Raw genomic sequence first — 22,517 nt, forward strand, 5'->3', positions numbered from 1 at the left:
CCGTTGAGGACCCGAAGGTCAGTCAGTCCAAGGGTCAGACCCTGGCGGGAAGCGCTCATCTACATCATCACTGTCAGCCCATGACCCGGTCGAGGTCGAGATCGATCTCCACGTCGAAGCCGATGTCGACGCACAGCCGCTTGCGGTGGATGCCGGTAGGCACGTAGGCCCGCACGACGGGTTCGAGCTCGAACGTGTAGACGACAGGGTTGGTGTCCTCTGCCTCGACTCGCCAGAAGTGCTGGATGCCGGCGTTGGAGTATTTGATCGGCTTGGTGACGCGGTCCCTGTCTCTGGACTCCTCCGACACCACCTCGACGACCAGGTGGACGTCCTCGGGCTTGAACGAGGTCACCTTCGGCGCGAGAGCTGACCGGTTGACCAGGAGGATGTCCGGCTCGGGCCGCTGACGCAGGCCCAGCGTGACCGCCATCTCGCGGGCGACGACGAGCTGCTGGGGCGGTCGGAGTGACTGCTCCAGCAACCGGAGCGTGAGCATGTGGAAAGCCGTTTGTGGCGACAGCATGATGAGGGACCCATCGATCAGCTCGACGTGCGGGGGCGCGTCGGGGGGAAGATGATCGAGCATGTCGGCGGTCCAGCCGCCAGGAGGGCCGGGATAGAACCACTCCGGAAGGGCGGTGCTCATCGTGGTGCCTCCTCGGACATGTCACGCGGTGGATCCATCGCGCCACGTACGGTAGCGGTTAGGGCAGATCTTTTCGTTCCTGCACGGTGCGCCGGTAGAGCTCGTCGATCTCGTCGAGCGGGTCGGGGGCGCGGCGGCGTGACTCGATCTCCAGCTCGGTGCGCGAGTGGAGGTCGTCGATGCCGGTCGCGGTGTGGTGGACCTGGTCGCTGAGCAGGTCGGCGCGGATGCGGGCGCACATCGCGGTGAGTTTGGCCTGGTGCTCGCGGAGCCGGTCGAGGGTGACGTGGTCGACGTAGGGGGAGACGCGGCGCTGCTGGGCGTACATCGCGAGCTGCCCGTCGTGTACGTCGGCCTGCCGGACCAGGTCGGACAGCAGGTCGGGCAGGTCGCCGAGCCCCCAGCCCTGGCGCTGGGCCTGGTCGACGGCCTGGCGGGTCAGCGACACCTCGCGGCGCAGGTCGAGGCGGAGACGTTCGACCTCGGCGGCGTCGCCGGTGCCCATGGCGTTGACGTGGGTGGTCAGCCGCGTCGTCGCCTGCCTGGCCTTGGTCGCAGCCTTCCGGCCCACTTTGACCAGGAAGTAGACGCCGACCCCGGTGAGCAGGAGGAAGAACGCCAGGATCACCAGCACGATGAGAAGGAGCTCGCTGATGGTGCCCACCTCCTGATTGGTCGCTGCCTTCGAGGATAGTGCGCCCGGCGGGTCCGTTGACGGGTGCGGCGGTGGCCGGGCGACTGCTCTTGATCAACTGGTGCCGCTGTGGTTCAGTCCTCGTACCTACCGCCACGGCTCGTCGGAGGCGTGGGGGTGCTCGCGGGATCCGGGTGAGGAGTGGGCATGCTGGACGGCAAGGTAGTGATCATCACAGGTGGCGCGCGGGGGATGGGCGCCGCGACGGCCCGGCGGTGCGTCGCCGCGGGAGCGCGGGTGGTGATCACGGACGTGCTCGCCGAGGAGGGCGCCGCCACGGCGAAGGAGCTCGGCTGCCGCTTCCTCGTTCACGACGTGACGCAGGCCGAGGGATGGGCCTCGGTGGTGGCGACCGTGCTGGAGGAGTACGGACGGATCGACGGCCTGGTCAACAACGCGGGCGTCTCCACGGTGGCCTTTCTGGAGGAGCAGCCGGTCGAGGACTTCGAGCGGGCGATCAGGGTGAACCTGGTCGGACCGTTCCTCGGGGTGAAGGCGGTCATCGAGCCGATGCGGGCAGGGGGCGGCGGCTCGATCGTGAACCTGTCGTCGGTGGCCGGTCTCACCGCTCTCCCGGCCACGGGCGGCTACGGCGCCTCGAAGTGGGGGGTACGCGGGCTCACCAAGATCGCAGCCATCGAGCTCGGTCCGCGAATCCGGGTCAACTCGGTGCATCCTGGGATGATCGTCACCCCGATGACCCAGCAGCATGGAGCGGTCTCCGGCGAGGGCGCCTTTCCTCTCGTGGCGGCCGGACGGTGCGGGGAGCCGGAGGAGGTGGCCCAGGCGGTGGTGTTCCTGCTGTCGGACGCCGCCTCCTACATGACCGGAGCCGAGCTGGCCGTGGACGGCGGGTGGACGGCCGGACAGACGGCGCTGCTCAACTACTACATGGACGCCGCCAACTCCTGACGGGACGTGTGGGCGCGAGGGCGGGGGACCACGAGGCGCCCACACGTCGTTCAGGAGCGTACGACTCGCGCCCGCCGCGCGAGTCCTCCCGGCGGCGGATGCGGGGTCAGCCCGCGGAGCGACTCCGCCGCTGGGCCCGGCGGCGGCGCACCTTCCGGAGCGCCCACCACGCCAGCAGCGCCAGCAGGGCCAGCGCGACGATGACCAGAATCGGCAGGAACACCGCGACGAGGCTCATGCCGAGCGAGCCGACGTCCTCCACGGTGCTCGCGACCGGCGCGCCGACTCCGGCCGTGCCCGCGTTGAGCACCGGCCGGGCCGTCGCCTTCAGAGTGTGTACGGCCAGCGCCACCACAATGCCCAGCAGCCACCCCGCCCACGGATTCTCGACCATCCACGTCGACTGGTCGAACTCGGCGGCCGCGTTCGTGGCGCTGAACACGACCCCGCCCGACGCCGGCCGTACGACCGTCTGGATCATGTCGTTCACCGTGTCGACGGCGGGCACCTTGTCCAGGACCATCTCGGTGGCGAGCAGCACCGCGATGACGCAGATCACCCCCCAGTTGGACAGCCAGTCGTAGCCGTCGGGCAGCTTCACCGCGTCGGTGAAGTTGGCCAGCACGCCCACGACCAGCAGCGGGATGTAGGCGTTCAACCCGGCGGCCGTGGATAACCCCAGCCCTGTCAGCGCAGCGAACATGGCCCTAGTCTGCCCGGATCGCGTCCTTCATGAGGCGTGGGAGGTCGGGCCCGGTGAACTCGGCGACGGCCCGCTCGTACTTCTCCATCCCCCACGACCAGAAGTCGAAGTCGATGGACTCGTTGGCGCTGTCCTGGATCGAGGCCCACAGGGTCCAGCCGTACTTCGACATGAGGCCGAGCAGCCGCGCTCGCGCGATCCGATTGCGCAGCCGGCGGCCGTAGTAGGCAGTGACGAGCTCGTCGAGGTGGTCGAGTGGCAGGTCCGACTCACTCCAGATGTTGCCCAGCTCGAAGCAGGGGTCGTTGTTGCCGGCGTACTCGTAGTCGATCAGCCAGAGGCGCTCGCCGTCGTCGATGATGTTGCCGGGCAGCAGATCGTTGTTACACGGAACGGTAATTTCCCGCCGTATTTCCAGACATTTCTGGATCTGGGCTACGTCGGGCATGAAGTCGAGATACCGCGCCGGTAGCCGGAACCCCCGCTCCCGCACGATGGCCAGGTAGCGACGCTGCACGTCGAACATGTCGAAGTCGCCGGTGAACCGGGGGCCCGCGTGCAGCCGCCGGCACGCCTCGGCCACCCGGGGCAGGTTCCGCGCGTCACGCAGGTCGGCCTCGGTGAATGTCCGCCCCGGCAGGAAACCCACCACCAGCACCCCGGCGCCCGGCACATAGTCGTGAACCGCGGGCCCCACGCCCGCGCGGAAGGCGGCCAGGGTGTTGGCGTGCTCGGCGTCCCGGTCGATGGCCAGCAGCGCCCCGTCGCTGGCCGAGACGCGCACCACGTACGCGCCGCCGGGGACGGTCACCTTGTAGTTGCGGTTGGTCAGCCCGCCGGGCAGCTCCTCGACGGAACGCGGAACGCCGGACAGCAGGGGGATGCGGTCGAGGACCTCGCTCAGGGCCATGGTCGATGCTAGCTCCGCCACTCTAAACGGTCTAGACCTTTTAGTGCCGAAAAGGTTAACCTCGCGACCATGAGCGACTCGGCGCGCATCGTGATCATCGGCGGCGGCGTGGGCGGCGCCTCCGTCGCCTACCACCTGACCCGGCTCGGCGAACGGGACGTCGTCCTGCTGGACCGCGACGAGCTGACCAGCGGCTCCACCTTCCACTCCGCGGGTCTGGTCGGCCAGCTCCGCGCCGACCCGACGCTCACCCGGATGAACCAGTACTCCGTCGAGCTCTACCGGGAGCTCGACGTCGGCTGGACGGAGTGCGGGGGCGTCAAGCTGGCCTCCACGCCCGAGCGGATGGCCGAGATCCGCCGCCAGATCGGCTGGGCCCGCGCGTCCGGGCTGCCGCTGGAGGAGATCTCCGTCGCCGAGGCCGTCGAGTTGTTCCCGCTCATGGACCCCGAGGGAGTCGTGGGCGCCGCCTACCTGCCCACCGACGGCCAGGTCGACCCCTCGCGACTGTGCTACGCCCTCGCGGCCGGGGCCCGCGAGGGCGGCGCGCGGATTCGTACGAAGACGCGCGTGCTCGGCATCGACACCAAGGACGGCAGGGTCACCGGGGTCCGCACCGACCAGGGCGACCTCGACTGCGAGATCGTGGTCAACTGCGGCGGCATGTTCGCGGCCGAGATCGGCCGGATGGCTGGCGTGCGGGTGCCGATCGTGCCGATGTCGCACCAGTACGTGGTCACCGACGCCTTCCACGACCACGCCGGGCTGCCGACCCTGCGCGACCCCGACCTGCTCGTCTACTACCGCCAGGAGGTGCGGGGCCTGGTCATGGGGGGGTACGAGCGCACCTGCGCGCCGTGGACCGCCGGTCCCGGCCGGTTCGACGCCGTGCCCGGCGACTTCAACGGGCGGCTGCTGCCGGAGGACTGGCCGCGATTTGAGGAAATATCCGACAACTCCAGGATCCGGGTCCCGGCCATGGCCGACGTCGGCATCCGCAAACTGATCAACGGCCCCGAGGCGTTCACCCCGGACAACGAGTTCTGCCTCGGCGAGACCGAGGTCGGCGGGTTCTTCGTGGCGGCCGGGTTCTGCGCGCACGGCATCGCGGGCGCCGGCGGCATCGGCAGGGTGATGGCCGAGTGGATCGTCGAGGGCGAGCCCGGCATGGACCTCTGGCACATGGACATCCGCCGTTTCGGCCGTCAGTACCGCTCGCCCTCCTACACGCTCGCCCGCGCCGTCGAGAACTACGAGACCTACTACGACATCCGCTACCCCGGCCACGAGCGCTCGGCCGGCCGCCCCCTCAGGGTCTCGCCCGCGTACGGCTGGCACGCCGCGCACGGCGCCGAGTTCGGCGAGAAGGCGGGCTGGGAGCGGGTCAACCACTATCGCTCGAACGCGCCGGACGACGCCGGCGAGCGGCCCAGGGGGTGGGCCGGGCGGCTGTGGTCGCTCGCCGTCGGGGCCGAGCACCGCGCCACCCGCGAGGCGGCCGGGCTGTTCGACGAGTCGTCGTTCGCCAAGATCGAGGTCACCGGCCCCGGCGCGGCCGCCCTGCTGGAGTGGGTCTGCGACAACCGCGTGGCCCGCCGCGTCGGCGCCGTGACCTACACCCAGGCGCTCAACCGGCGCGGCGGCATCGAGTGCGACTTCACCGTGACCAGGCGGGCCGAGGACGAGTTCCTGGTGGTCACCGGCACCGCATTCGGCTCCCACGACCTCGGCTGGCTGCGCCGGCAGGCCGCGCTGACCGGCGCCGACGTCCGGATCGCCGACGTGACCGGGCAGTACGCCTGCTTCGGGCTGTGGGGGCCGCGTGCCCGCGAGGTGCTGTCCGAGCTGACGCCCGATCCGCTCGACTTCCCGTTCATGAGTTCGCGCGAGATCACCGTGGGCGACGTGCCGGTGCTGGCGCTGCGGGTGACGTTCGTGGGGGAGCTGGGCTGGGAGTTGTACTGCTCCAGCGAGTACGGGCTGGCGCTCTGGACGACGCTGTGGCGGGCCGGCGGGCCGTACGGGCTGACGGCCGCCGGCTACCGGGCCATCGACAGCCTGCGCCTGGAGAAGGGGTACCGGGTGTGGGGCGCGGATGTCGGGCCCGAGACCACCCCGTACGAGGCGGGGCTCGCCTTCTGCGTCAAACCGGACAAGGACTTCCTCGGCAGGGACGCGCTCGACCCCGAGCCCAGTCGCAGGCTGCGCTGCCTCACCCTCGGCGACCCGCGCGCCATCGCCCTCGGCAACGAGCCGGTACGCGTGGACGGCCAGGTCGTCGGCCGGGTCACCTCAGGCGGCTACGGCTACACGGTCGCCTCGTCCATCGCCTACGCCTACCTGCCCGCGCGCTGCGAGCCGGGCACCCGGGCGGAGGTCGAGGTGGAGGGCTCCTGGGTGGCGGCGGACGTGGTCAGGGACCCGCTCTACGACCCGGCGGGGGAGCGGGTGCGCTGACGCCGCTGCGCACCGAGATCCGCACCCGGTCGGGCCGGAACAGGTCGCGGGCGTACTCGACCGGGGTGCCGTCGGCCGCGTAGGCGGTGCGTTCGATCGACATCAGCGGCGTGCCGGGCGCGATGCCCAGCTCGCCCGCCTCACCCGGCCCGGCGATCACCGGGTCGAGGTGCTCCACGGCGGTGCGCGGCTCCAGGTCGTACGCGCCGGCGAGCAGCGCGTAGAGCGAGCCGCCCAGGTCGGCGTCCAGGAAGCCGGGCAGCGCGGGGAAGAACGAGCGTTCGAGCGCCACCGGCGACCGCCCGGCGGAGCGCACCCGGGTGACCTCATGTACCGGCTCGCCCTCGGCCAGCCGCAGGGCGGCGGCGACCCGCGCGCTCGCGGGCACGGTCGCGGCCACCAGGACCTTCGCCTCGGCGTGCAGGTGCGCCCGGCGCATCTGCTCGGTGAACCCGGCCAGCCCGGTCAGGTCGCAGTCGACGCGCGGCTCGGCCACGAAGGCGCCGCCGGACCTGCCCGGGACCCTGACCAGCACACCGTCGCGCTCCAGGGTGGCCAGCGCCTGCCTCAGCGTCATCCGGCTCACGCCGAGCCGGCCGGCCAGCTCCCGCTCGCCGGGCAGCCGGTCGCCGGGCGCCATCTCGCCGCCGGCGATCGCGTCGAGCAGCCAGCGCTCGATCTGCACGTGCGCGGGAACACCGGTGCCACGCTCCAGCTCGGGTGTCCCGACCACACGCGCATCGTAGCCGTCAGCCGGAGAGCCGGGCCAGCCGCTCCACGGCGTCGGCGAACTCGCTCACCATCTCGTACACCACCTCGCGGGCGGGCTTGATCTGGTTCATCTGGCCCACGACCTGCCCGACGAAGTAGTTGGCCAGCTTCAGGGCGCCCGGCTCGCCCCGTTCGGCGGCCGCGGTGACCCGGGCCATCGTGCCCTCGGCGACCAGCATCTGCAGCGGCATCGGGAGCGGCCCGGGGCTCTCCTGGCCGGAGTCCCACTCGTCGGTCCAGGCCGACCTGAGCTGACGGGCGGGCTTGCCGGTGCGCGAACGGGAGCGGACCGTGTCCAGCGACGAGGCGGTCAGCATCTTGCGCTTGACCGAGGGCGCCGTCTCGGCCTCCTCCGTGGTCAGCCAGACCGACCCGCACCACACGCCCTGCGCGCCGAGCGCCATCGCCGCCGCCATCTGCCGGCCGGAGGCGATGCCGCCGGCCGCCAGCACCGGCAGCGGCGCGACCGCGTCCACGACCTGCGGCACCAGCACCATCGTGGCGATCTCGCCGGTGTGCCCGCCCGCCTCGGTGCCCTGCGCCACGATCAGGTCGGCGCCCGCCGCCACCTGCCTGCGCGCGTGCTCGACGGTGCCGACCAGGGCCGCCACGGGCACCCCCGCCTCGCGGGCGCCGGCCACCATCTCCGGTGGGGGCGGTCCGAGCGCGCTGGCGATCAGGCCGATCGGGTGCTTGAGGGCCACGTCGATCAGGCCGGTCGCGCCCGCCGCCGTCACCCGCCTGCCGAACTCGTCCGGCGACCCGCCCATCGGCTGGACCGGGCCGGTCACGCCGTACTTGGACAGCAGGTGCGTGACGAAGTCGCGGTGCCGTTCGGGGATGAAGTCGGCCAGCCGGGCGTCACGGTCCAGCGCGGAGGCGTCGATCTTGCCGGGGACGAGCACGTCCACTCCGTACGGGCGGCCGCCGACCCGCTCGTCGATCCAGGAGAGCTCGGTGTCGAGCTGTTCGGGCGTGTAGGCGATGGCGCCCAGCACCCCGAAACCGCCGGCGTTGGTGACGGCGGCCACCACGTCGCGGCAGTGGCTGAAGGCGAACAGGGGGAACTCGACGCCGAGGCGCTCGGTGATTGCGGTTCGCATGAACCGACGCTAACTGCCAGAACGATGTTCGGTCCAGATGTCCTGTCCGGGCCCGGTCGTCAGGAGGCCCCGCGTTCGACCGTCAGGGTGATGACGGGCGTGTGCCAGCCCTGTTCCGGGTCGTAGCCGCGTACCCGCCTGGCCGGCACCCCGGCCACCACGCTGTGGTCGGGGAACTCGCCGCGGACGACGGCGCCGGCCGCCACCACGCACTGGCGGCCGAGCCGGGTGCCCGGCAGGATGATCGCCCCCGTGCCGAGCCACGAGCCCGCGCCGATCGAGACCGGGTTGTTGCGCGGCCACTGCCGGCCGATCGGGACGTCCGGGTCGTCGTAGACGTGGTTCTGGTCCGTGATGTAGACGTACGGGCCGGTGAAGACGTCGTGACCGATGTCGATCGACTGGTGGGCCACGATGTGCGTGCCCCGGCCGATCGAGCAGCCGCCGCCGATGCGCAGGATCGAGCCGGGGCCCAGCTCCGCCCCCGGCCACATGCCACAGGAGATTGAGACCCGTTCGCCGATCAGCGTGTGGTCGCCGATCTCGATCCACTGCTCACCGAAGATGGCGCCCGGCGGGAAGGCGATCTTCGCGCCCTCTCCCAGCCTGCCGAACTCGTGCCCTGCCGGGCTGGCCGGGGTGATGGCGCCGGCGTCGCGGATCGCCGTGTAGGCACGGTGGACCAATGTGCCCAATGTCCGGCGTACAAGTGACATAAAGCCCAAAGTTACCGCTTGGTCCGACCGTTCGGGCATGTCGGGGACGATGTTTGATATCCTGAGAGCCCGTGGACACTTGACCACACCTCGAGCCACGGGAGCCCCTTTGCGCAGCGCATCGCAAACCAAGCATCTGTTCGTCACCGGCGGTGTCGCCTCAAGTCTCGGCAAGGGCCTCACGGCATCCAGCCTCGGTCGCCTGCTCAAGGCGCGCGGTCTCCGGGTCACCATGCAGAAACTCGACCCCTACCTCAACGTCGACCCCGGCACGATGAACCCGTTCCAGCACGGAGAGGTCTTCGTCACCGACGACGGCGCCGAGACCGACCTCGACGTCGGCCACTACGAGCGTTTCCTCGACACCGACCTGCACGGCTCGGCCAACGTGACCACCGGCCAGGTCTACTCCAACGTCATCGCCAAGGAGCGCCGCGGCGAATACCTGGGCGACACCGTCCAGGTCATCCCGCACATCACCAACGAGATCAAGGACCGCATCAGGGGCATGGCCGGTCCTGACGTCGACGTGGTCATCACCGAGGTGGGCGGCACGGTCGGCGACATCGAGTCGCTGCCGTTCCTGGAGGCCGTCCGCCAGATCAGGCACGAGGTCGGCCGCGACAACGTGTTCTTCCTGCACGTGTCGCTGCTGCCCTACATCGGCCCGTCCGGCGAGCTCAAGACCAAGCCGACCCAGCACAGCGTGGCCGCACTGCGCAGCATCGGCATCCAGCCCGACGCGATCGTGCTCCGCTCCGACCGGGCCGTCCAGATCTCCATCAAGCGGAAGATCAGCCTGATGTGCGACGTCGACGAGGACGCCGTGGTCAGCTGCGTCGACGCGGCCTCCATCTACGACATCCCCAAGGTGCTCCACTCCGAGGGCCTCGACGCCTACGTGGTGCGGCGGCTCGGCCTGCCGTTCCGCGACGTCGACTGGAAGGAGTGGGAGCAGCTCCTGCGCCGCGTGCACCGCCCGGCCAAGGAGGTCACCATCGCCCTGGTCGGCAAGTACATCGACCTGCCCGACGCCTACCTGTCGGTCACCGAGGCGCTGCGCGCGGGCGGGTTCGCCAACGACGCCCGGGTCAACATCCGCTGGGTCAAGAGCGACGACTGCGAGACCGCCGAGGGCGCCGAGCGCGAGCTCGACGGCGTCGACGGCGTGCTGGTGCCCGGCGGGTTCGGCGTGCGCGGCATCGAGGGCAAGATCGGCGCCATCCGCCACTCCCGCGAGCACAAGATCCCGCTGCTCGGCCTCTGCCTCGGCATGCAGGGCATGGTCATCGAGGCGGCCCGCAACATGGCCGGCATCGAGGACGCCAACTCCGCCGAGTTCGACCCCGACACCAAGCACCCCGTCATCTCCACCATGAGCGACCAGGAGGACGTCGTGGCCGGCGAGCGCGACATGGGCGGCACCATGCGGCTCGGCCTCTACACGGCCAAGCTCGGGGAGGGCACGCTGGCCAGGCAGCTCTACGGCGGCAAGGCCAAGGCCGAAGAGCGTCACCGCCACCGCTACGAGGTCAACAACGCCTACCGCGAGCAGCTGGAGCGCGTCGGCCTGGTGTTCTCGGGAGTGTCGCCCGACGGACGCCTGGTCGAATACACCGAGCTGCCCGCCGACACGCACCCGTTCTTCATCGGCACCCAGGCGCACCCCGAGTTCCGCTCCCGTCCCACGCGGGCCCACCCGCTGTTCAAGGGCCTGATCAGCGCCGCGCTCGTCTACGCCGACAGCCGCGTCAGCTCCAGCGTGGCCAAGTGAGACACGGCCTGCCCGCACCGGAGGAGAATGGGCCCGTGATCAGAGACACGCCCGAGGCGTGGGACGTCGTCGCCTCGAAGCACCGGTTCAAGGGCTACGTGATCGACGTGCGCACCGACACCGTGCGCATGCCGCGCGACGAGGTGGCCGACCGCGACTACGTGGTGCATCCGGGGTCGGTCGCGGTGCTCGCGCTCGACGCCGACGACCGGGTCCTGCTGATCCGCCAATACCGTCACCCGACGCGCCACCTGCTGTGGGAGCTGCCCGCCGGGCTCCGCGACGTGGCGGGGGAGTCGCTGGTCACCGGTGCCGCGCGGGAGCTGGCCGAGGAGGCCGGCTACCGCGCCGCCACCTGGCACACCCTGGTCGACCTGTTCCCCTCGCCGGGCATGACCAACGAGCGGATCCGGGTGTTCCTCGCCCGCGACGTGTCGAAGATCCCCGACCACGAGAACGGCTTCGTCCATCGCCACGAGGAGATCGACATGCCGGTCGAGTGGGTGCCGCTGGCCGACGCCGTCGAGGCGGCGCTCATGGGAATGATCCACAATTCCCCGACCGTGGCCGGTATCCTCGCCGCATATGCGGCGTCGGTCGAGGGCTACGCCCTGCTGCGGCCGGCCGACGCGCCCGAGGCGTGACGGAAGGACCATTTCGTGGAGGCGGTGCTCTCCAGCTACCTCGCTCATCTCGCGGTGGAGCGGGGCCTGGCTGCCAACACGCTCGCCTCCTACCGTCGTGACCTGCGCCGCTACCTCCAGCACCTGCGGTCGCGCGGCCGTGACACGCTCCGCGACGTGGGCGAGGCCGACGTCCTCGACTTCCTCACGGCGCTGCGCGAGGGGGACGGCGACCATCCGGCGCTCGTGGCCAGCTCGGCCGCGCGAGCGGTGTCGGCCGTGCGCGGGCTGCACCGCTTCGCGCTGCGCGAGGGCGTCACCGCGCACGACCCCGCGCACGAGGTCCGGCCGCCGCGCCAGCTCCGCAGGCTGCCCAAGGCGATCGCCGTCGACGAGGTCGAGCGGCTCATCGCCGCCGCCGGCCCTGAGGGCGCGCCACTGACCCTCCGCAACCGCGCCCTCCTTGAGGTCCTGTACGGCACGGGCGCGCGCATCTCGGAGGCGGTCGGCCTCGCCGTGGACGACCTGGAGACCGACCAGGTGTGGCTGCGCGGCAAGGGCGGCCGCACCCGGGTGGTGCCGCTCGGCCGCTACGCCCGCTCCGCGCTCGACGCCTACCTGGTCAGGGCGAGGCCCGGCCTGCTCGCCCACGGCCGGGGCACCCCCGCGGTCTTCCTCAACGCCAGGGGCGGGCGCCTCACCAGGCAGGGAGGGTGGGAGGTGCTGCAGGCCGCCGCCGAACGAGCCGGACTGGCCGGGATATCTCCCCATGTTCTACGTCATTCCTTCGCAACCCACCTGCTTGACGGTGGCGCCGACGTTAGGGTGGTCCAGGAGTTGCTCGGCCATGCCTCGGTGACGACCACCCAGGTCTACACCCTGGTCACGGTGGACAGGCTCCGCGAGGTCTACGCCGCCGCGCATCCCCGTGCACGGCAGTGATCTATAGTCTTTTGCGGCGCGCGGCACTTCGGCGTGCCGCCTTGCCGCGTTAAGTAGTGACGCCATAGTGTCCGTCCGGACGGTCCGGTTCGGGATCGTCAGGGAGGTTCGAGCTGGTGACTGTGAAGACCAACGGTTCGACCCCGGGGACCCCCGACAACCCCTGGGGTGACACGAAGACCAACGCGCCCTCCACCGGCGTCAATCTGGGGCCCACCCGGCGCCCCCGGCCCGTGTTCCCCGAGCCCGTGCCGCCGGAGACGCACGGGCCGGCCCGCGTGGTCGCGATGGTCAACCAGAAGGGCGGGGTCGGCAAGACGACCACCACCATCAACCTGGGCGCCGCGCTCGTCGAATGCGGCCTCAAGGTGCTGCTGGTCGACTTCGACCCGCAGGGCGCGCTCTCCGTCGGCCTCGGCATCAACCCGTTGCAGCTCGACCTCACGGTCTACAACCTGCTCATGGAGCGCAACGTCACCGCCGAGGACGTCCTGCTGGAGACCGGCGTCGAGGGCCTCGACCTGCTGCCCAGCAACATCGACCTGTCGGCCGCCGAGGTCCAGCTCGTCACCGAGGTGGCCCGCGAGCAGGTGCTCGGCCGGGTGCTCAAGCCGCTGCTGCCGCACTACGACGTCTGCCTCATCGACTGCCAGCCGTCCCTGGGCCTGCTCACGATCAACGCGCTCACCTGCGCCCACGGCGTCATGGTGCCGCTGGAGTGCGAGTTCTTCGCGCTGCGTGGCGTCGCGCTGCTCATGGACACCATCTCCAAGGTGCAGGAGCGGCTCAACGAGGACCTCGAGATCGAGGGCCTGCTGGCCACCATGTACGACGCGCGCACCCTGCACGGCCGCGAGGTGCTCGCCCGCGTCGTGGAGGCGTTCGACGAGAAGGTGTTCCACACCGTGATCAACCGCACCGTGCGCTTCCCCGACGCCACGGTCGCCGGCGAGCCGATCACCACCTTCGACCCGTCGTCACTGGGCGCCAACGCCTATCGTGAGCTGGCCCGTGAGGTGCTGTCGCGCTGGCCGGCGCCTGCCACAATGGCCAGGTGACGCAACAGGAGGCGGCGGGGTTCCACGTTCACCTTGACGTCTTCGAAGGGCCGTTCGACCTGTTGCTGGGGCTCATCGCCAAGCACAAGCTCGACATCACCGAGGTCTCGCTTTCCAAGGTCACCGACGAGTTCATCGCCTACATCCGCTCCCGCGGCCCCGAGTGGGACCTCGACCAGACCAGCCACTTCCTGCTGGTCGCCGCCACGCTGCTCGACCTCAAGGCAGCCCGGCTGCTCCCCTCAGGCGAGGTCGAGGACGAGGAGGACCTCGCCCTCCTGGAAGCCCGCGACCTGCTGTTCGCCCGGCTGCTCCAGTACCGCGCGTACAAGGAGGTGGCCAAGCTCTTCTCCGGCCGGATGGCCGAGGAGGCGCTCCGCTTCCCGCGCACCGTGCCGCTGGAGCCGCAGTTCGCCGACCTGCTCCCCGAGCTGATCCTCGGCATCGGTCCCGACCAGCTCGCCCGCATCGCCGCGCGGGCCTTCACCCCCAAGCCGGCGCCCACGGTCAGCATCGGCCACATCTACCAACCGTTGGCCAGCGTGCGGGAGCAAGCCGCTATCCTTGTCCAGCACTTGCGGCGCATGCGCAGGGCCACCTTCCGGGCCCTGGTGGCCGACTGCGACGGCACCTTCGAGGTCATCGCCCGCTTCCTGGCCGTGCTCGAGCTGTTCCGGGAGTCAGCCGTCACCTTCGAGCAGGTCGAGCCGCTGGGTGATCTGCACGTCACCTGGACGGGCAGCGACGACGGGGACGTCGCGGTGGGCGACGACTACGAGGAGAGCGCGGAGAAGGCTGCTGATGACTGATCGCCCGGACGACGTTCCGCCCCCGCCGCGCAAGTCGCCCGAAGCGGGGCTGCCCGCCTGGATGTCCCTCCCAGGGTCCCTCGCCACCACACAGGAGCCCCTGGCATCGGAGCCGGACCCGCCCATGCCGGCGGATCCTGTGCCGACCGTTCCCGTGCCGGATGATTCCGTGCCGGATGATTCCGTGCCGGACGATTCCGTGCCGGATGATTCCGTGCCGGACGTTCCTGCTTTGGGCGATTCTGAGCCTGCCCTTCCCATGCCGGATGTTTCCGAGCTGGACCGTCCCGAGTCGGGCAGCGGCGGCGTGGAGGCGGGGGAGAGAGGGCCCCGAGATTCGACTCCCGACCTGACCACGGCCGGTGCGGCGGCCGACGGCGCGTGGGGCTCGGCCGCGCCGTCCTCGACGTCCGACGGCGACGAGGGTCCTGGGTTGAGCGCCGCGCTCGAAGCCATCCTCATGGTCGTGGACGAACCCGTCCCCGAGATCACCCTGGCGCAGGTGCTCGAACGGCCCACCCACGAGGTGGTCGCCGCATTGCGAGCGCTGGCGGCGGAATACACCGAAGCCGGACGGGGTTTCGATCTGAGAGAAGTGGCGGGTGGCTGGCGCTACTACACGCGTCCGGCATGCGCGCCGCTGGTCGAGCGGTTCGTCCGCGACGGCCAGCAGACGCGGCTGACACAGGCCGCGCTCGAAACACTCGCGGTCGTGGCCTACCGGCAACCGGTGAGCCGCGCCCGTGTCGCCGCGGTACGCGGCGTCAACAGCGACGGTGTCATGCGGACACTCGTCGCCAGGGGCCTGGTCGAAGAGGCCGGCTCCGACCCGGAGAGCCAGGCAGTGCTCTACCGGACAAGCTCATACTTCCTTGAACGTCTGGGACTGAGGGACCTGAGCGAGCTCCCCGAGCTCGCGCCCTTCCTCCCCGACGACGTGGAAAACCTCGAGGAGACGACAAAGTGAACAACAGGCGCAGCACCCCGTCCGGTGATGGACGCGGTCGTGGACGCACCGGCGGCTCCAGCAGCCGTGGCGGGCGTCCCGCCTTCCGCTCGGACGACACCCGTGGCGGCTCCCGCCGCGAGGGCTTCCGTGGCGGTTCCCACCGAGACGACACCCGCGGCGGACCGCGCCGCGACGACAACGACCGCGGCTCGGGCCGCGACTCCAGGGGCGAGTACGGCTCGGGCCGTGACTCGCTCCGTGCCGACCGGGGCGGTTCGCGCGCCCGGTACGGCGCCTCCGATTCCGGTGGTGGCTCCGACCGTGGCGGCTTCCGCTCTGACCGGCGTGACGACCGTGGCGGCCAGGGCCGTGAAGGTTACCGTTCCGAGCGGCGCGACGGCGCCCAGGGGCGTGACGGCCACCGCACCGACCGGCGTGACGATCGCGGCGGGTCTCGTCCGGAGCGGCGTGATGGTGGCGACCGCGGTTCCAGGGGTGAGTACGGTTCGGGCCGTGACTCGTTCCGTGCCGACCGTGGTGGTTCCCGGGCGCGCTACGGCTCCTCGGATTCTCGGTCGGACCGTGGTGGTTTCCGTTCTGACCGGCGTGACGACCGCGGCGGTCAGGGCCGTGAAGGTTACCGTTCCGAGCGGCGCGACGGCGCCCAGGGGCGTGACGACGACCGTGCGGGTTACCGGCCCGAGCGGCGCGACGACCGCGCGGGGTTCCGTTCTCCGAGCGGTGAGGGCTACCGGCCGGAGCGGCGTGACGATCGCGGCGGGTCTCGTCCGGAGCGGCGTGACGGTGGCGACCGGGGTTCCAGGGGTGAGTACGGTTCGGGCCGTGACTCGTTCCGGGCCGACCGTGGTGGTTCCCGGGCCCGGTACGGCTCCTCGGATTCTCGGTCGGACCGTGGTGGTTTCCGCTCTGACCGGCGTGACGACCGTGGCGGTCAGGGCCGCGACGGCTACCGTTCCGAGCGGCGTGACGATCGCGACGGCGGCCGTACGGACAGGAGCGGGTTCCGGTCCGAGCGCGGCGGCTACGGCGGCCGCGACCAGGCCCGTGAGGGCGGCTTCCGGGCCGACCGGAGCGGGCGGCGGGACGACGGCGGCCAGCCGGGCCGCGCACGCTTCGGCAGGTCCGAGGGCGGCCGTGACACGGGCGGGCGACGTGACGCCGGCCGGTCGGCCGGGCGTGACGGCGTGCGGACGATCGGCGGATCCAGGAGCGGTGGCTCGCCCGCCGGGGCAGGCCGTGACCGGTTCAAGACCGCGCGCCAGCCGATGCGCGACCGCGACTTCTACCCCGAGGGCTACACCGACGAGCGCGACACCACCGAGGTGCCCGACGGCGTGCGGCTGCAGAAGGTGCTCGCCCAGGCGGGCGTGGCCAGCCGCCGCGCCTGCGAGGAGATGATCGGCGACGGCCGCGTGACCGTCAACGGCCAGGTGGTGCGGAGGTTCGGCGCCAAGGTCGACCCTGCCACGCAGGTCATCCACGTCGACGGCAAGCGCATCCCGACCGCGCCCGACCTGGTCTACTACGCCCTGAACAAGCCGATCGGCGTCGTCTCCACCATGGACGACCCGCAGGGCCGGCCGTGTCTGGCCGACTATGTGGAGGAGCTGGCTCCGAGGCTGTTCCACGTGGGCCGGCTCGACACCGAGACCGAGGGTTTGCTGCTGCTCACCAACGACGGCGAGCTGGCCAACCGGCTCACCCACCCCAGTTACGGGGTGCAGAAGAAATACTGGGCCAAGGTGCCCGGCCCGATCCCGCGTGACCTGGGCCGCCGGCTCAAGCAGGGCATCGAGCTGGAAGACGGCCTGGCCAAGGCCGACAGCTTCGCGATCGTGCAGGAGCACGGCCAGCAGGCGCTGGTCGAGGTGGTGCTGCACGAGGGCCGCAAGCACGTGGTCCGGCGCATGCTCGAAGAGGCGGGCCACCGGGTGATCGACCTGGCGCGGATCGAGTTCGGGCCGGTGAAGCTGGGCCGTACCAAGCCCGGCACCGTCAGGGCGCTGAGCTTGACGGAGGTCGGCGAGCTTTACGCCGCGGTGAAGTTGTAACCTGGCAGGACGCAGGAGCCCGTGCGGAGGCCGCACGGGCTCCACCGCTTATGGAGGGACGGTTCAGATGGTTCGGGCGATCCGCGGGGCGATCCAGGTGGCCGCCGACGACCGTGACTCGATCATCGAGGGGACCACCGTGCTGGTCTCCGAGCTGATGGAGCGCAACCAGCTGACCACCGACGACGTGATCAGCGTGCTGTTCACCGCGACGCCCGATCTGACGGCCGAGTTCCCGGCGCTGGCGGCCCGCAAGCTCGGCTTCCACGATGTGCCGTTGATCTGCTGCACCGAGATCGACGTGCCGGGGGCGCTGCCCCGGGTGGTCCGGCTGATGGCCCACGTGGAGACCGACCGGCCGCGGGCCGAGATCCAGCACGTCTATCTGCGAGGCGCCGTCGCCCTGCGCCAGGACATCGCCCAGTAGGGACGACGGCTTCAGTCGTCGACCCACGTCAGGCAGCATGAGCTGCACCACCCAAACAAGACCGAAAAATCAGGACATCGACATGGCCTCCGCACTCCGTACCGTGCTGGTAGTCGGCACCGGTCTCATCGGCACCTCCGTCGCCCTGGCCCTGCGCCAGCACGACGTCCGCGTGCTGCTCGCCGACCGGGACCAGGCGGCGGTGCGGCTGGCGCGGGAGCTGGGCGCGGGCGAGGACTGGCAGCCGGAGAGCGGCCCGAGGGCCGACCTCGCGGTGATCTCGGTGCCGCCCGCCCACGTGGCCACCGAGCTGCTCGACCTCCAGCAGCGCGACGCCGCCTCCTACTACACCGACGTGGCCAGTGTGAAGGCCGAGCCCATCCACCGGGCCGCCCAGCTCGACTGCGACCTGCGCACCTACGTCGCCTCGCACCCGCTGGCCGGACGGGAGAGGTCAGGTCCTGGCGCGGCCAGGGCCGACCTCTTCCTCGGCCGCCCATGGGCTCTGTGCCCCACGCCGGAGGCCGCGCCCGAGGCCAGAGCCGCCGTGCTGCGCCTGGTCGAGCTCTGCGGCGGCAACCCGGTCGTGGTGGACGCCGCCGAACACGACCGGGCCGTGGCCGTCGTCTCCCACGCCCCTCACGTGGCCGCCTCGGCCGTGGCGGCCCGCCTGGCCGACGCGCCCGAGGTCGCGCTCGGCCTGGCCGGGCAGGGCGTCAGAGACGTCACCAGGATCGCGGGCAGCGACCCCGGCCTGTGGCTCGGCATCCTGTCCGGCAACGCGGCCCCGGTCGCCGAGGTGCTGGAGGCGGTCTCCCGCGACCTCGCCGAGGCCGCGACCGCGCTGCGCTCCCTGGCAGGCGGCGACGGCACGGCCACCGACGACATCACCCACCTGCTCAAGCGCGGCGTCGCGGGCCATGACCGCATTCCCGGCAAGCACGGCGGCCCGGCTCCCGCCTACGTGGTGGTCCAGGTCGTCATCGGCGACCGCCCCGGCCAGCTGGCCCGCCTGTTCCAGGTCTGCGACGAGGTCGGCGTCAACGTCGAGGACGTCCGGCTGGAGCACGCTCCCGGCCTGCCCCTGGGCATCGCCGAGCTGTCCGTGCAGCCCGGCGCGGCGGCCGCGCTCTCCCAGGCCCTGCGGGAGCGCGGCTGGCAGGTCCCCTGACCGCCGGACGTCGCCTCCCGACATGTACGCCGTGAGCGGCGGCGCCGAAGATCGGAATGCGCGAGCCCGGCCAGGCGGAGTGCCGGGAGGCGGTAGCCTCTTGAGGTTGGGTAAAGAACGTGGAGAAGGAGAGCCCATGGCCGGTCTGGTCATCGCCATGGACGGCCCCTCGGGGTCCGGCAAGTCGAGCGCGTCGCGCGGGGTCGCCAGGGCGCTCGGCCTGCGCTACCTGGACACCGGGGCGATGTACCGCGCGATGACCTGGTGGATGCTGCGGCAGGGCGTCGATCTGGCCGACTCCGACGCGATCGTGGCCAGGGCGGCCGAGCCCGAGATCGTCTCCGGCACCGACCCCGGCGGGCCCACCATCCACGTCGACGGCATCGACGTGGCGGGCCCGATCAGGGAGACCGAGGTCACCGCCGCGGTCTCGGTCGTCGCGGCGGTGCCCGAGGTGCGTTCGCGTCTCGTGGCGCTCCAGCGGGAGATCATCGGCGACGGTGACATCGTGGTCGAAGGCCGCGACATCGGCACGGTGGTCGCCCCCGACGCGACGCTCAAGATCTACCTGACGGCCAGCGCCGAGGCCCGCGCCCGGCGCCGGCACGCGGAGCTGGCCGGCACCACGGTGGAGGCCCAGCAGGCCGCGATGGCCAGGCGCGACACAATCGACTCCACGCGCCGGGCAGACCCACTCTCGATGGCGGCTGGCGCCGTCGAGCTCGACACCACCGCGCTCAACCTCGAAGAGGTCATCGCGGAGGTGCTGAGGCTGGCCGAGGCACGACGAGACTCCGGCGCCAAGGGCGACGGATCCCGGAGTGACACCGGCCATACATACGAGCGCACCTGAGGGTGCGGGACTCCTAAGGATGAGACAACGTGTCAACGGGGGATTGGGTCGAGGCTGAGCTCGACGATCTCGAGATTTCCGGAGAGCCGGCCGACACCGGCCCGGTTCCGGTCGTGGCCATCGTCGGGCGGCCTAACGTCGGCAAGTCCACGCTGGTCAACCGCATCATCGGCCGCCGCGAGGCGGTCGTCGAGGACGTGCCGGGCGTGACCCGCGACCGGGTCACCTACGACGCCAACTGGCGCGGTCGGCGCTTCACCGTCGTCGACACGGGCGGCTGGGATCCTGACGCCACCGGCATGAACCTCCGCATCGCGGAGCAGGCCCAGGTCGCCGTCGAGCTGGCCGACGTGATCGTGTTCGTGGTCGACGCCACCGTGGGCGCGACCGACGCCGACGAGATCGTGGGCTCCGTGCTGCGCCAGTCCGGCAAGCCGGTCATCCTGGCCGCCAACAAGGTCGACAATCAGCAGCTGGAGCTGGAGGCGTCCTCCCTGTGGGGGCTCGGCCTCGGCGAGCCCCAGCCGGTCTCCGCCCTGCACGGCCGCTCCAGCGGCGACCTGCTCGACGTGGTGCTCGACGCGCTGCCCGAGACGCCGCAGGTGACCTTCGGGGCCGAGCGCGGCCCCTACCGGGTGGCGCTGCTCGGCAAGCCCAACGTCGGCAAGTCCTCGTTGCTCAACAAGCTCGCCGGCGAGGAGCGGGTGCTGGTCGACCCGATGGCGGGCACCACCCGTGACCCGGTCGACGAGCTGATCGAGCTCGGTGGCCGGACGTGGCGGTTCGTCGACACGGCCGGCATCCGGCGGCGCGACCGCGAGCTGCAGGGCGCCGACTACTACGCGGCCATGCGCACCAGGGCCGCGCTGGAGCGCTCGGAGGTGGCGATCGTGCTGATCGACGCCAGCGAGCCGCTCACCGAGCAGGACCTCCGCATCATCAGCCTGGTGATCGAGTCGGGCCGGGCCATGGTGGTCGCGTTCAACAAGTGGGACCTGGTCGACGAGGACCGCCGCCACTACCTGGAGAAGGAGATCGACAGGCAGCTCGTCCGCACCCCGTGGGCGCTGCGGGTCAACATCTCCGCCAAGACCGGCCGCCACATGGACCGGTTGGTCCCGGCCCTGGAAAGGGCCCTGGAGTCGTGGTCGACGCGGGTGCCGACGGCCAGGCTCAACGCGTTCCTCACCGAGCTGGTGCAGCAGACGCCGCCGCCGGTCCGGGGCGGCAAGCAGCCCAAGATCCTGTTCGCCACCCAGGCGTCGGTCGAGCCGCCCAAGTTCGTGCTGTTCACCTCGGGCTGGCTGGAGGACACCTACCGCCGGTTCGTCGAGCGCCGCATCCGCGAGGAGTTCGGCTTCGCCGGGTCGCCGATCGAGGTGACCATGAAGATCCGCGAGAAGCGCAAGGGTGGCCAGGCCAGGAAGTAGCCGTCGGTAATGGCGTTGCCGCCGGTCCTGCCCGGCGGCTAGCATCCCTCGCAACACGCGGTGGCACCGGGAGTTCCCTTCTCCCCCGCACTCCCAAGGGGTCATGCACTTCCTCATGAGGAGCTGTGATGATCTCTCGTGTCCTGTCGGCGGAGCTCGCGGAGCACGCCGGAGAACGAGTGACGATCGCCGGCTGGGTCCATCGCCGCCGGCAACTGAAATCCGTGTCCTTCCTCGTGGTCAGGGACCGCTCGGGGGTCGCCCAGGGTGGTGACGTCCGCGGCCCTGCCCGCCGAGGAGAGCGCCGTGCGGGTCACCGGCACCGTGATGGCCAGTCCGCGCGCGCCTGGCGGCGCCGAGCTCGTCGAGCCGGAGATCGAGGTGCTGGCCGAGCCGGTCAAGGCGCCGCCGTTCGACCTCTACCGGCCGGTCGTGCCCGCCGCGCTGCCGACGATCCTCGACCACGCGCCGGTCGCGCTGCGCCACCCGCTGCTCAGGGCGGCGCCGGAGATCTCGGCGGCCAGTGTCGCAGGGTTCCGGTCCACGCTCGACGGGCTCGGCTTCACCGAGATCCACACCCCGAAGATCGTCGCCTCGGCCACCGAGTCCGGCGCGAACGTCTTCGGCATCGACTACTTCGGCCGCCCGGCCTACCTCGCCCAGTCGCCGCAGTTCTACAAGCAGGCGATGGTCGGCGTGTTCGAGCGGGTCTACGAGGTGGGGCCGGTGTTCCGGGCGGAGCCGCACGACACCGCCCGGCACCTCGCCCAGTACACCAGTCTCGACGCCGAGCTCGGGTTCGTCCGCGACCACCGCGACGTGATGGCCGTGCTGCGGGAGGTCTTGGCGGGCATGCTCGACTCCGTACGGCGCCGCGCCTCCGGAGCCGTGGCCGCCTTGGGCCTCGACCTGCCCGGCGTGCCCGCCGAGATCCCCGCCGTGCACTTCACCGAGGCGCAGCGGCTGACCGGCCAGGACGAGCCCGACCTGTCGCCGGCCCAGGAGCGGTGGCTCTCGGACTGGGCGCTGCGGGAGCACGGGCCGGAGTTCCTGTTCGTGACGGGGTACCCGATGGCCAAGCGGCCTTTCTACACCCATCCCGACCCGGACCGACCCGGTTGCTCCAACGGGTTCGACCTGCTGTTCCGGGGGCTGGAGCTGGTGACGGGCGGTCAGCGGCTGCACCGCCACCAGGACTACCTGGACGCGCTGGCCGCCCGAGGGGAGTCCGCGAGCCCTACGAGGGCTATCTGCGGACGTTCGCGTACGGGATGCCGCCGCACGGTGGCTTCGCCATCGGCCTCGAACGCTGGACCGCCCGCCTCACCGGCGCCGCCAATGTCCGCCAGGTGACGCTCTTCCCGCGCGACCTGCACCGGCTGACGCCGTAACACCATCCGGCACGGCAGGGCACGAGCCGTGCGCGCCCTGCCGTGCCCGCGCCGGGCGTCCGGCGAAGCGGAGCGGTTACCCGCGGGACGGGCACGCCTGCGG

The 22,517-nt window shown here is 71.3% G+C and carries 20 protein-coding genes and 1 pseudogene; 14 read left to right on the forward strand and 7 right to left on the reverse strand.

Features of this window, described 5'->3' with window-relative positions:
- Positions 1–73 precede the first annotated feature (73 nt).
- A complete protein-coding gene (locus tag AC5L3X_RS35125) occupies positions 74–649 on the reverse strand; it encodes a Uma2 family endonuclease (protein WP_494862813.1) in 576 nt (191 codons plus the stop codon).
- Positions 650–707: 58 nt separating this feature from the next.
- A complete protein-coding gene (locus tag AC5L3X_RS35130; protein WP_189128293.1) occupies positions 708–1,313 on the reverse strand; it encodes a hypothetical protein in 606 nt (201 codons plus the stop codon).
- 177 nt (positions 1,314–1,490) lie between these two features.
- On the opposite strand from AC5L3X_RS35130, the gene AC5L3X_RS35135 reads away from it, so the two are divergent.
- Positions 1,491–2,255 (forward strand): glucose 1-dehydrogenase, encoded by a 765-nt coding sequence (locus AC5L3X_RS35135; RefSeq protein ID WP_494862815.1) that lies wholly within the window; start codon positions 1,491–1,493, stop codon positions 2,253–2,255.
- Positions 2,256–2,361: 106 nt separating this feature from the next.
- On the opposite strand, the gene AC5L3X_RS35140 is transcribed toward AC5L3X_RS35135, so the two are convergent.
- Complete coding sequence (locus tag AC5L3X_RS35140; protein WP_494862816.1) at positions 2,362–2,958, reverse strand: DUF4126 domain-containing protein; 597 nt, start codon at positions 2,956–2,958, stop codon at positions 2,362–2,364.
- 4 nt (positions 2,959–2,962) lie between these two features.
- The gene (locus AC5L3X_RS35145) at positions 2,963–3,868 is read right to left on the reverse strand and encodes a phosphotransferase (RefSeq protein WP_494862817.1); all 906 of its coding nucleotides are present in this window, start codon (positions 3,866–3,868) and stop codon (positions 2,963–2,965) included.
- Between the two features lie 69 nt (positions 3,869–3,937).
- Between AC5L3X_RS35145 and AC5L3X_RS35150 the strand changes: the two genes are divergently transcribed.
- Positions 3,938–6,325 carry a GcvT family protein gene (locus AC5L3X_RS35150; protein ID WP_494862819.1) on the forward strand — a complete coding sequence of 796 codons (2,388 nt, stop codon included), beginning with the start codon at positions 3,938–3,940 and terminating at the stop codon, positions 6,323–6,325.
- Here AC5L3X_RS35150 and AC5L3X_RS35155 read toward each other — a convergent pair.
- The 3 genes from AC5L3X_RS35155 to AC5L3X_RS35165 are packed head-to-tail and all read right to left on the reverse strand — an operon-like array spanning position 6,282 to position 8,885.
- Complete coding sequence (locus AC5L3X_RS35155) at positions 6,282–7,058, reverse strand: GntR family transcriptional regulator (RefSeq protein ID WP_494862821.1); 777 nt, start codon at positions 7,056–7,058, stop codon at positions 6,282–6,284. The two genes, AC5L3X_RS35150 and AC5L3X_RS35155, sit on opposite strands and share 44 nt — an antisense overlap.
- A 16-nt stretch (positions 7,059–7,074) precedes the next feature.
- Positions 7,075–8,199 carry an NAD(P)H-dependent flavin oxidoreductase gene (locus AC5L3X_RS35160; RefSeq protein ID WP_494862823.1) on the reverse strand — a complete coding sequence of 375 codons (1,125 nt, stop codon included), beginning with the start codon at positions 8,197–8,199 and terminating at the stop codon, positions 7,075–7,077.
- Positions 8,200–8,258: 59 nt separating this feature from the next.
- A complete protein-coding gene (locus AC5L3X_RS35165; protein ID WP_494862825.1) occupies positions 8,259–8,885 on the reverse strand; it encodes an acyltransferase in 627 nt (208 codons plus the stop codon).
- Between the two features lie 139 nt (positions 8,886–9,024).
- Here AC5L3X_RS35165 and pyrG point away from each other — a divergent pair, with 139 nt between their 5' ends.
- The 12 genes and pseudogenes from pyrG (at position 9,025) to aspS (ending at position 22,414) form a co-directional block, all read left to right on the forward strand.
- Positions 9,025–10,689, forward strand: a complete 1,665-nt coding sequence (gene pyrG / locus AC5L3X_RS35170) for a CTP synthase (RefSeq protein ID WP_494862827.1) — start codon at positions 9,025–9,027, stop codon at positions 10,687–10,689.
- A 35-nt stretch (positions 10,690–10,724) separates the two neighbouring features.
- On the forward strand, positions 10,725–11,333 hold the full coding sequence (locus tag AC5L3X_RS35175) for an NUDIX domain-containing protein (RefSeq protein WP_494862829.1): 609 nt from the start codon (positions 10,725–10,727) through the stop codon (positions 11,331–11,333).
- Between the two features lie 15 nt (positions 11,334–11,348).
- Positions 11,349–12,254 (forward strand): site-specific tyrosine recombinase XerD, encoded by a 906-nt coding sequence (locus AC5L3X_RS35180; protein ID WP_494862831.1) that lies wholly within the window; start codon positions 11,349–11,351, stop codon positions 12,252–12,254.
- 116 nt (positions 12,255–12,370) lie between these two features.
- A complete protein-coding gene (locus AC5L3X_RS35185) occupies positions 12,371–13,312 on the forward strand; it encodes a ParA family protein (protein WP_189128304.1) in 942 nt (313 codons plus the stop codon).
- A complete protein-coding gene (locus tag AC5L3X_RS35190) occupies positions 13,309–14,121 on the forward strand; it encodes a segregation and condensation protein A (RefSeq protein WP_494862833.1) in 813 nt (270 codons plus the stop codon). Before AC5L3X_RS35185 ends, AC5L3X_RS35190 begins: the two co-directional genes overlap by 4 nt.
- Before the next feature lie 259 nt (positions 14,122–14,380).
- Positions 14,381–15,088, forward strand: a complete 708-nt coding sequence (gene scpB / locus AC5L3X_RS35195; RefSeq protein WP_494862835.1) for an SMC-Scp complex subunit ScpB — start codon at positions 14,381–14,383, stop codon at positions 15,086–15,088.
- Positions 15,085–17,142, forward strand: coding sequence for a pseudouridine synthase (locus tag AC5L3X_RS35200; protein ID WP_494862837.1), 2,058 nt, complete (start codon positions 15,085–15,087; stop codon positions 17,140–17,142). The genes scpB and AC5L3X_RS35200 overlap by 4 nt, the downstream gene beginning before the upstream one ends.
- 67 nt (positions 17,143–17,209) lie before the next feature.
- Entirely contained in the window at positions 17,210–17,569 is a 360-nt protein-coding gene (aroH, locus tag AC5L3X_RS35205) for a chorismate mutase (RefSeq protein WP_189128307.1), read from the forward strand.
- Between the two features lie 82 nt (positions 17,570–17,651).
- Positions 17,652–18,740: a prephenate dehydrogenase gene (locus AC5L3X_RS35210; RefSeq protein WP_494862839.1), complete on the forward strand. Its 1,089-nt coding sequence runs from the start codon at positions 17,652–17,654 to the stop codon at positions 18,738–18,740.
- Between the two features lie 136 nt (positions 18,741–18,876).
- Positions 18,877–19,593, forward strand: coding sequence for a (d)CMP kinase (gene cmk / locus AC5L3X_RS35215; RefSeq protein WP_494862841.1), 717 nt, complete (start codon positions 18,877–18,879; stop codon positions 19,591–19,593).
- A 29-nt stretch (positions 19,594–19,622) separates the two neighbouring features.
- Entirely contained in the window at positions 19,623–21,023 is a 1,401-nt protein-coding gene (gene der / locus AC5L3X_RS35220) for a ribosome biogenesis GTPase Der (RefSeq protein ID WP_189128309.1), read from the forward strand.
- A 327-nt stretch (positions 21,024–21,350) separates the two neighbouring features.
- Positions 21,351–22,414: pseudogene (gene aspS, locus AC5L3X_RS35225) on the forward strand (aspartate--tRNA(Asn) ligase).
- Positions 22,415–22,517: the final 103 nt, after the last annotated feature.

The sequence above is a fragment of the Nonomuraea sp. CX421 genome, from assembly GCF_059358955.1.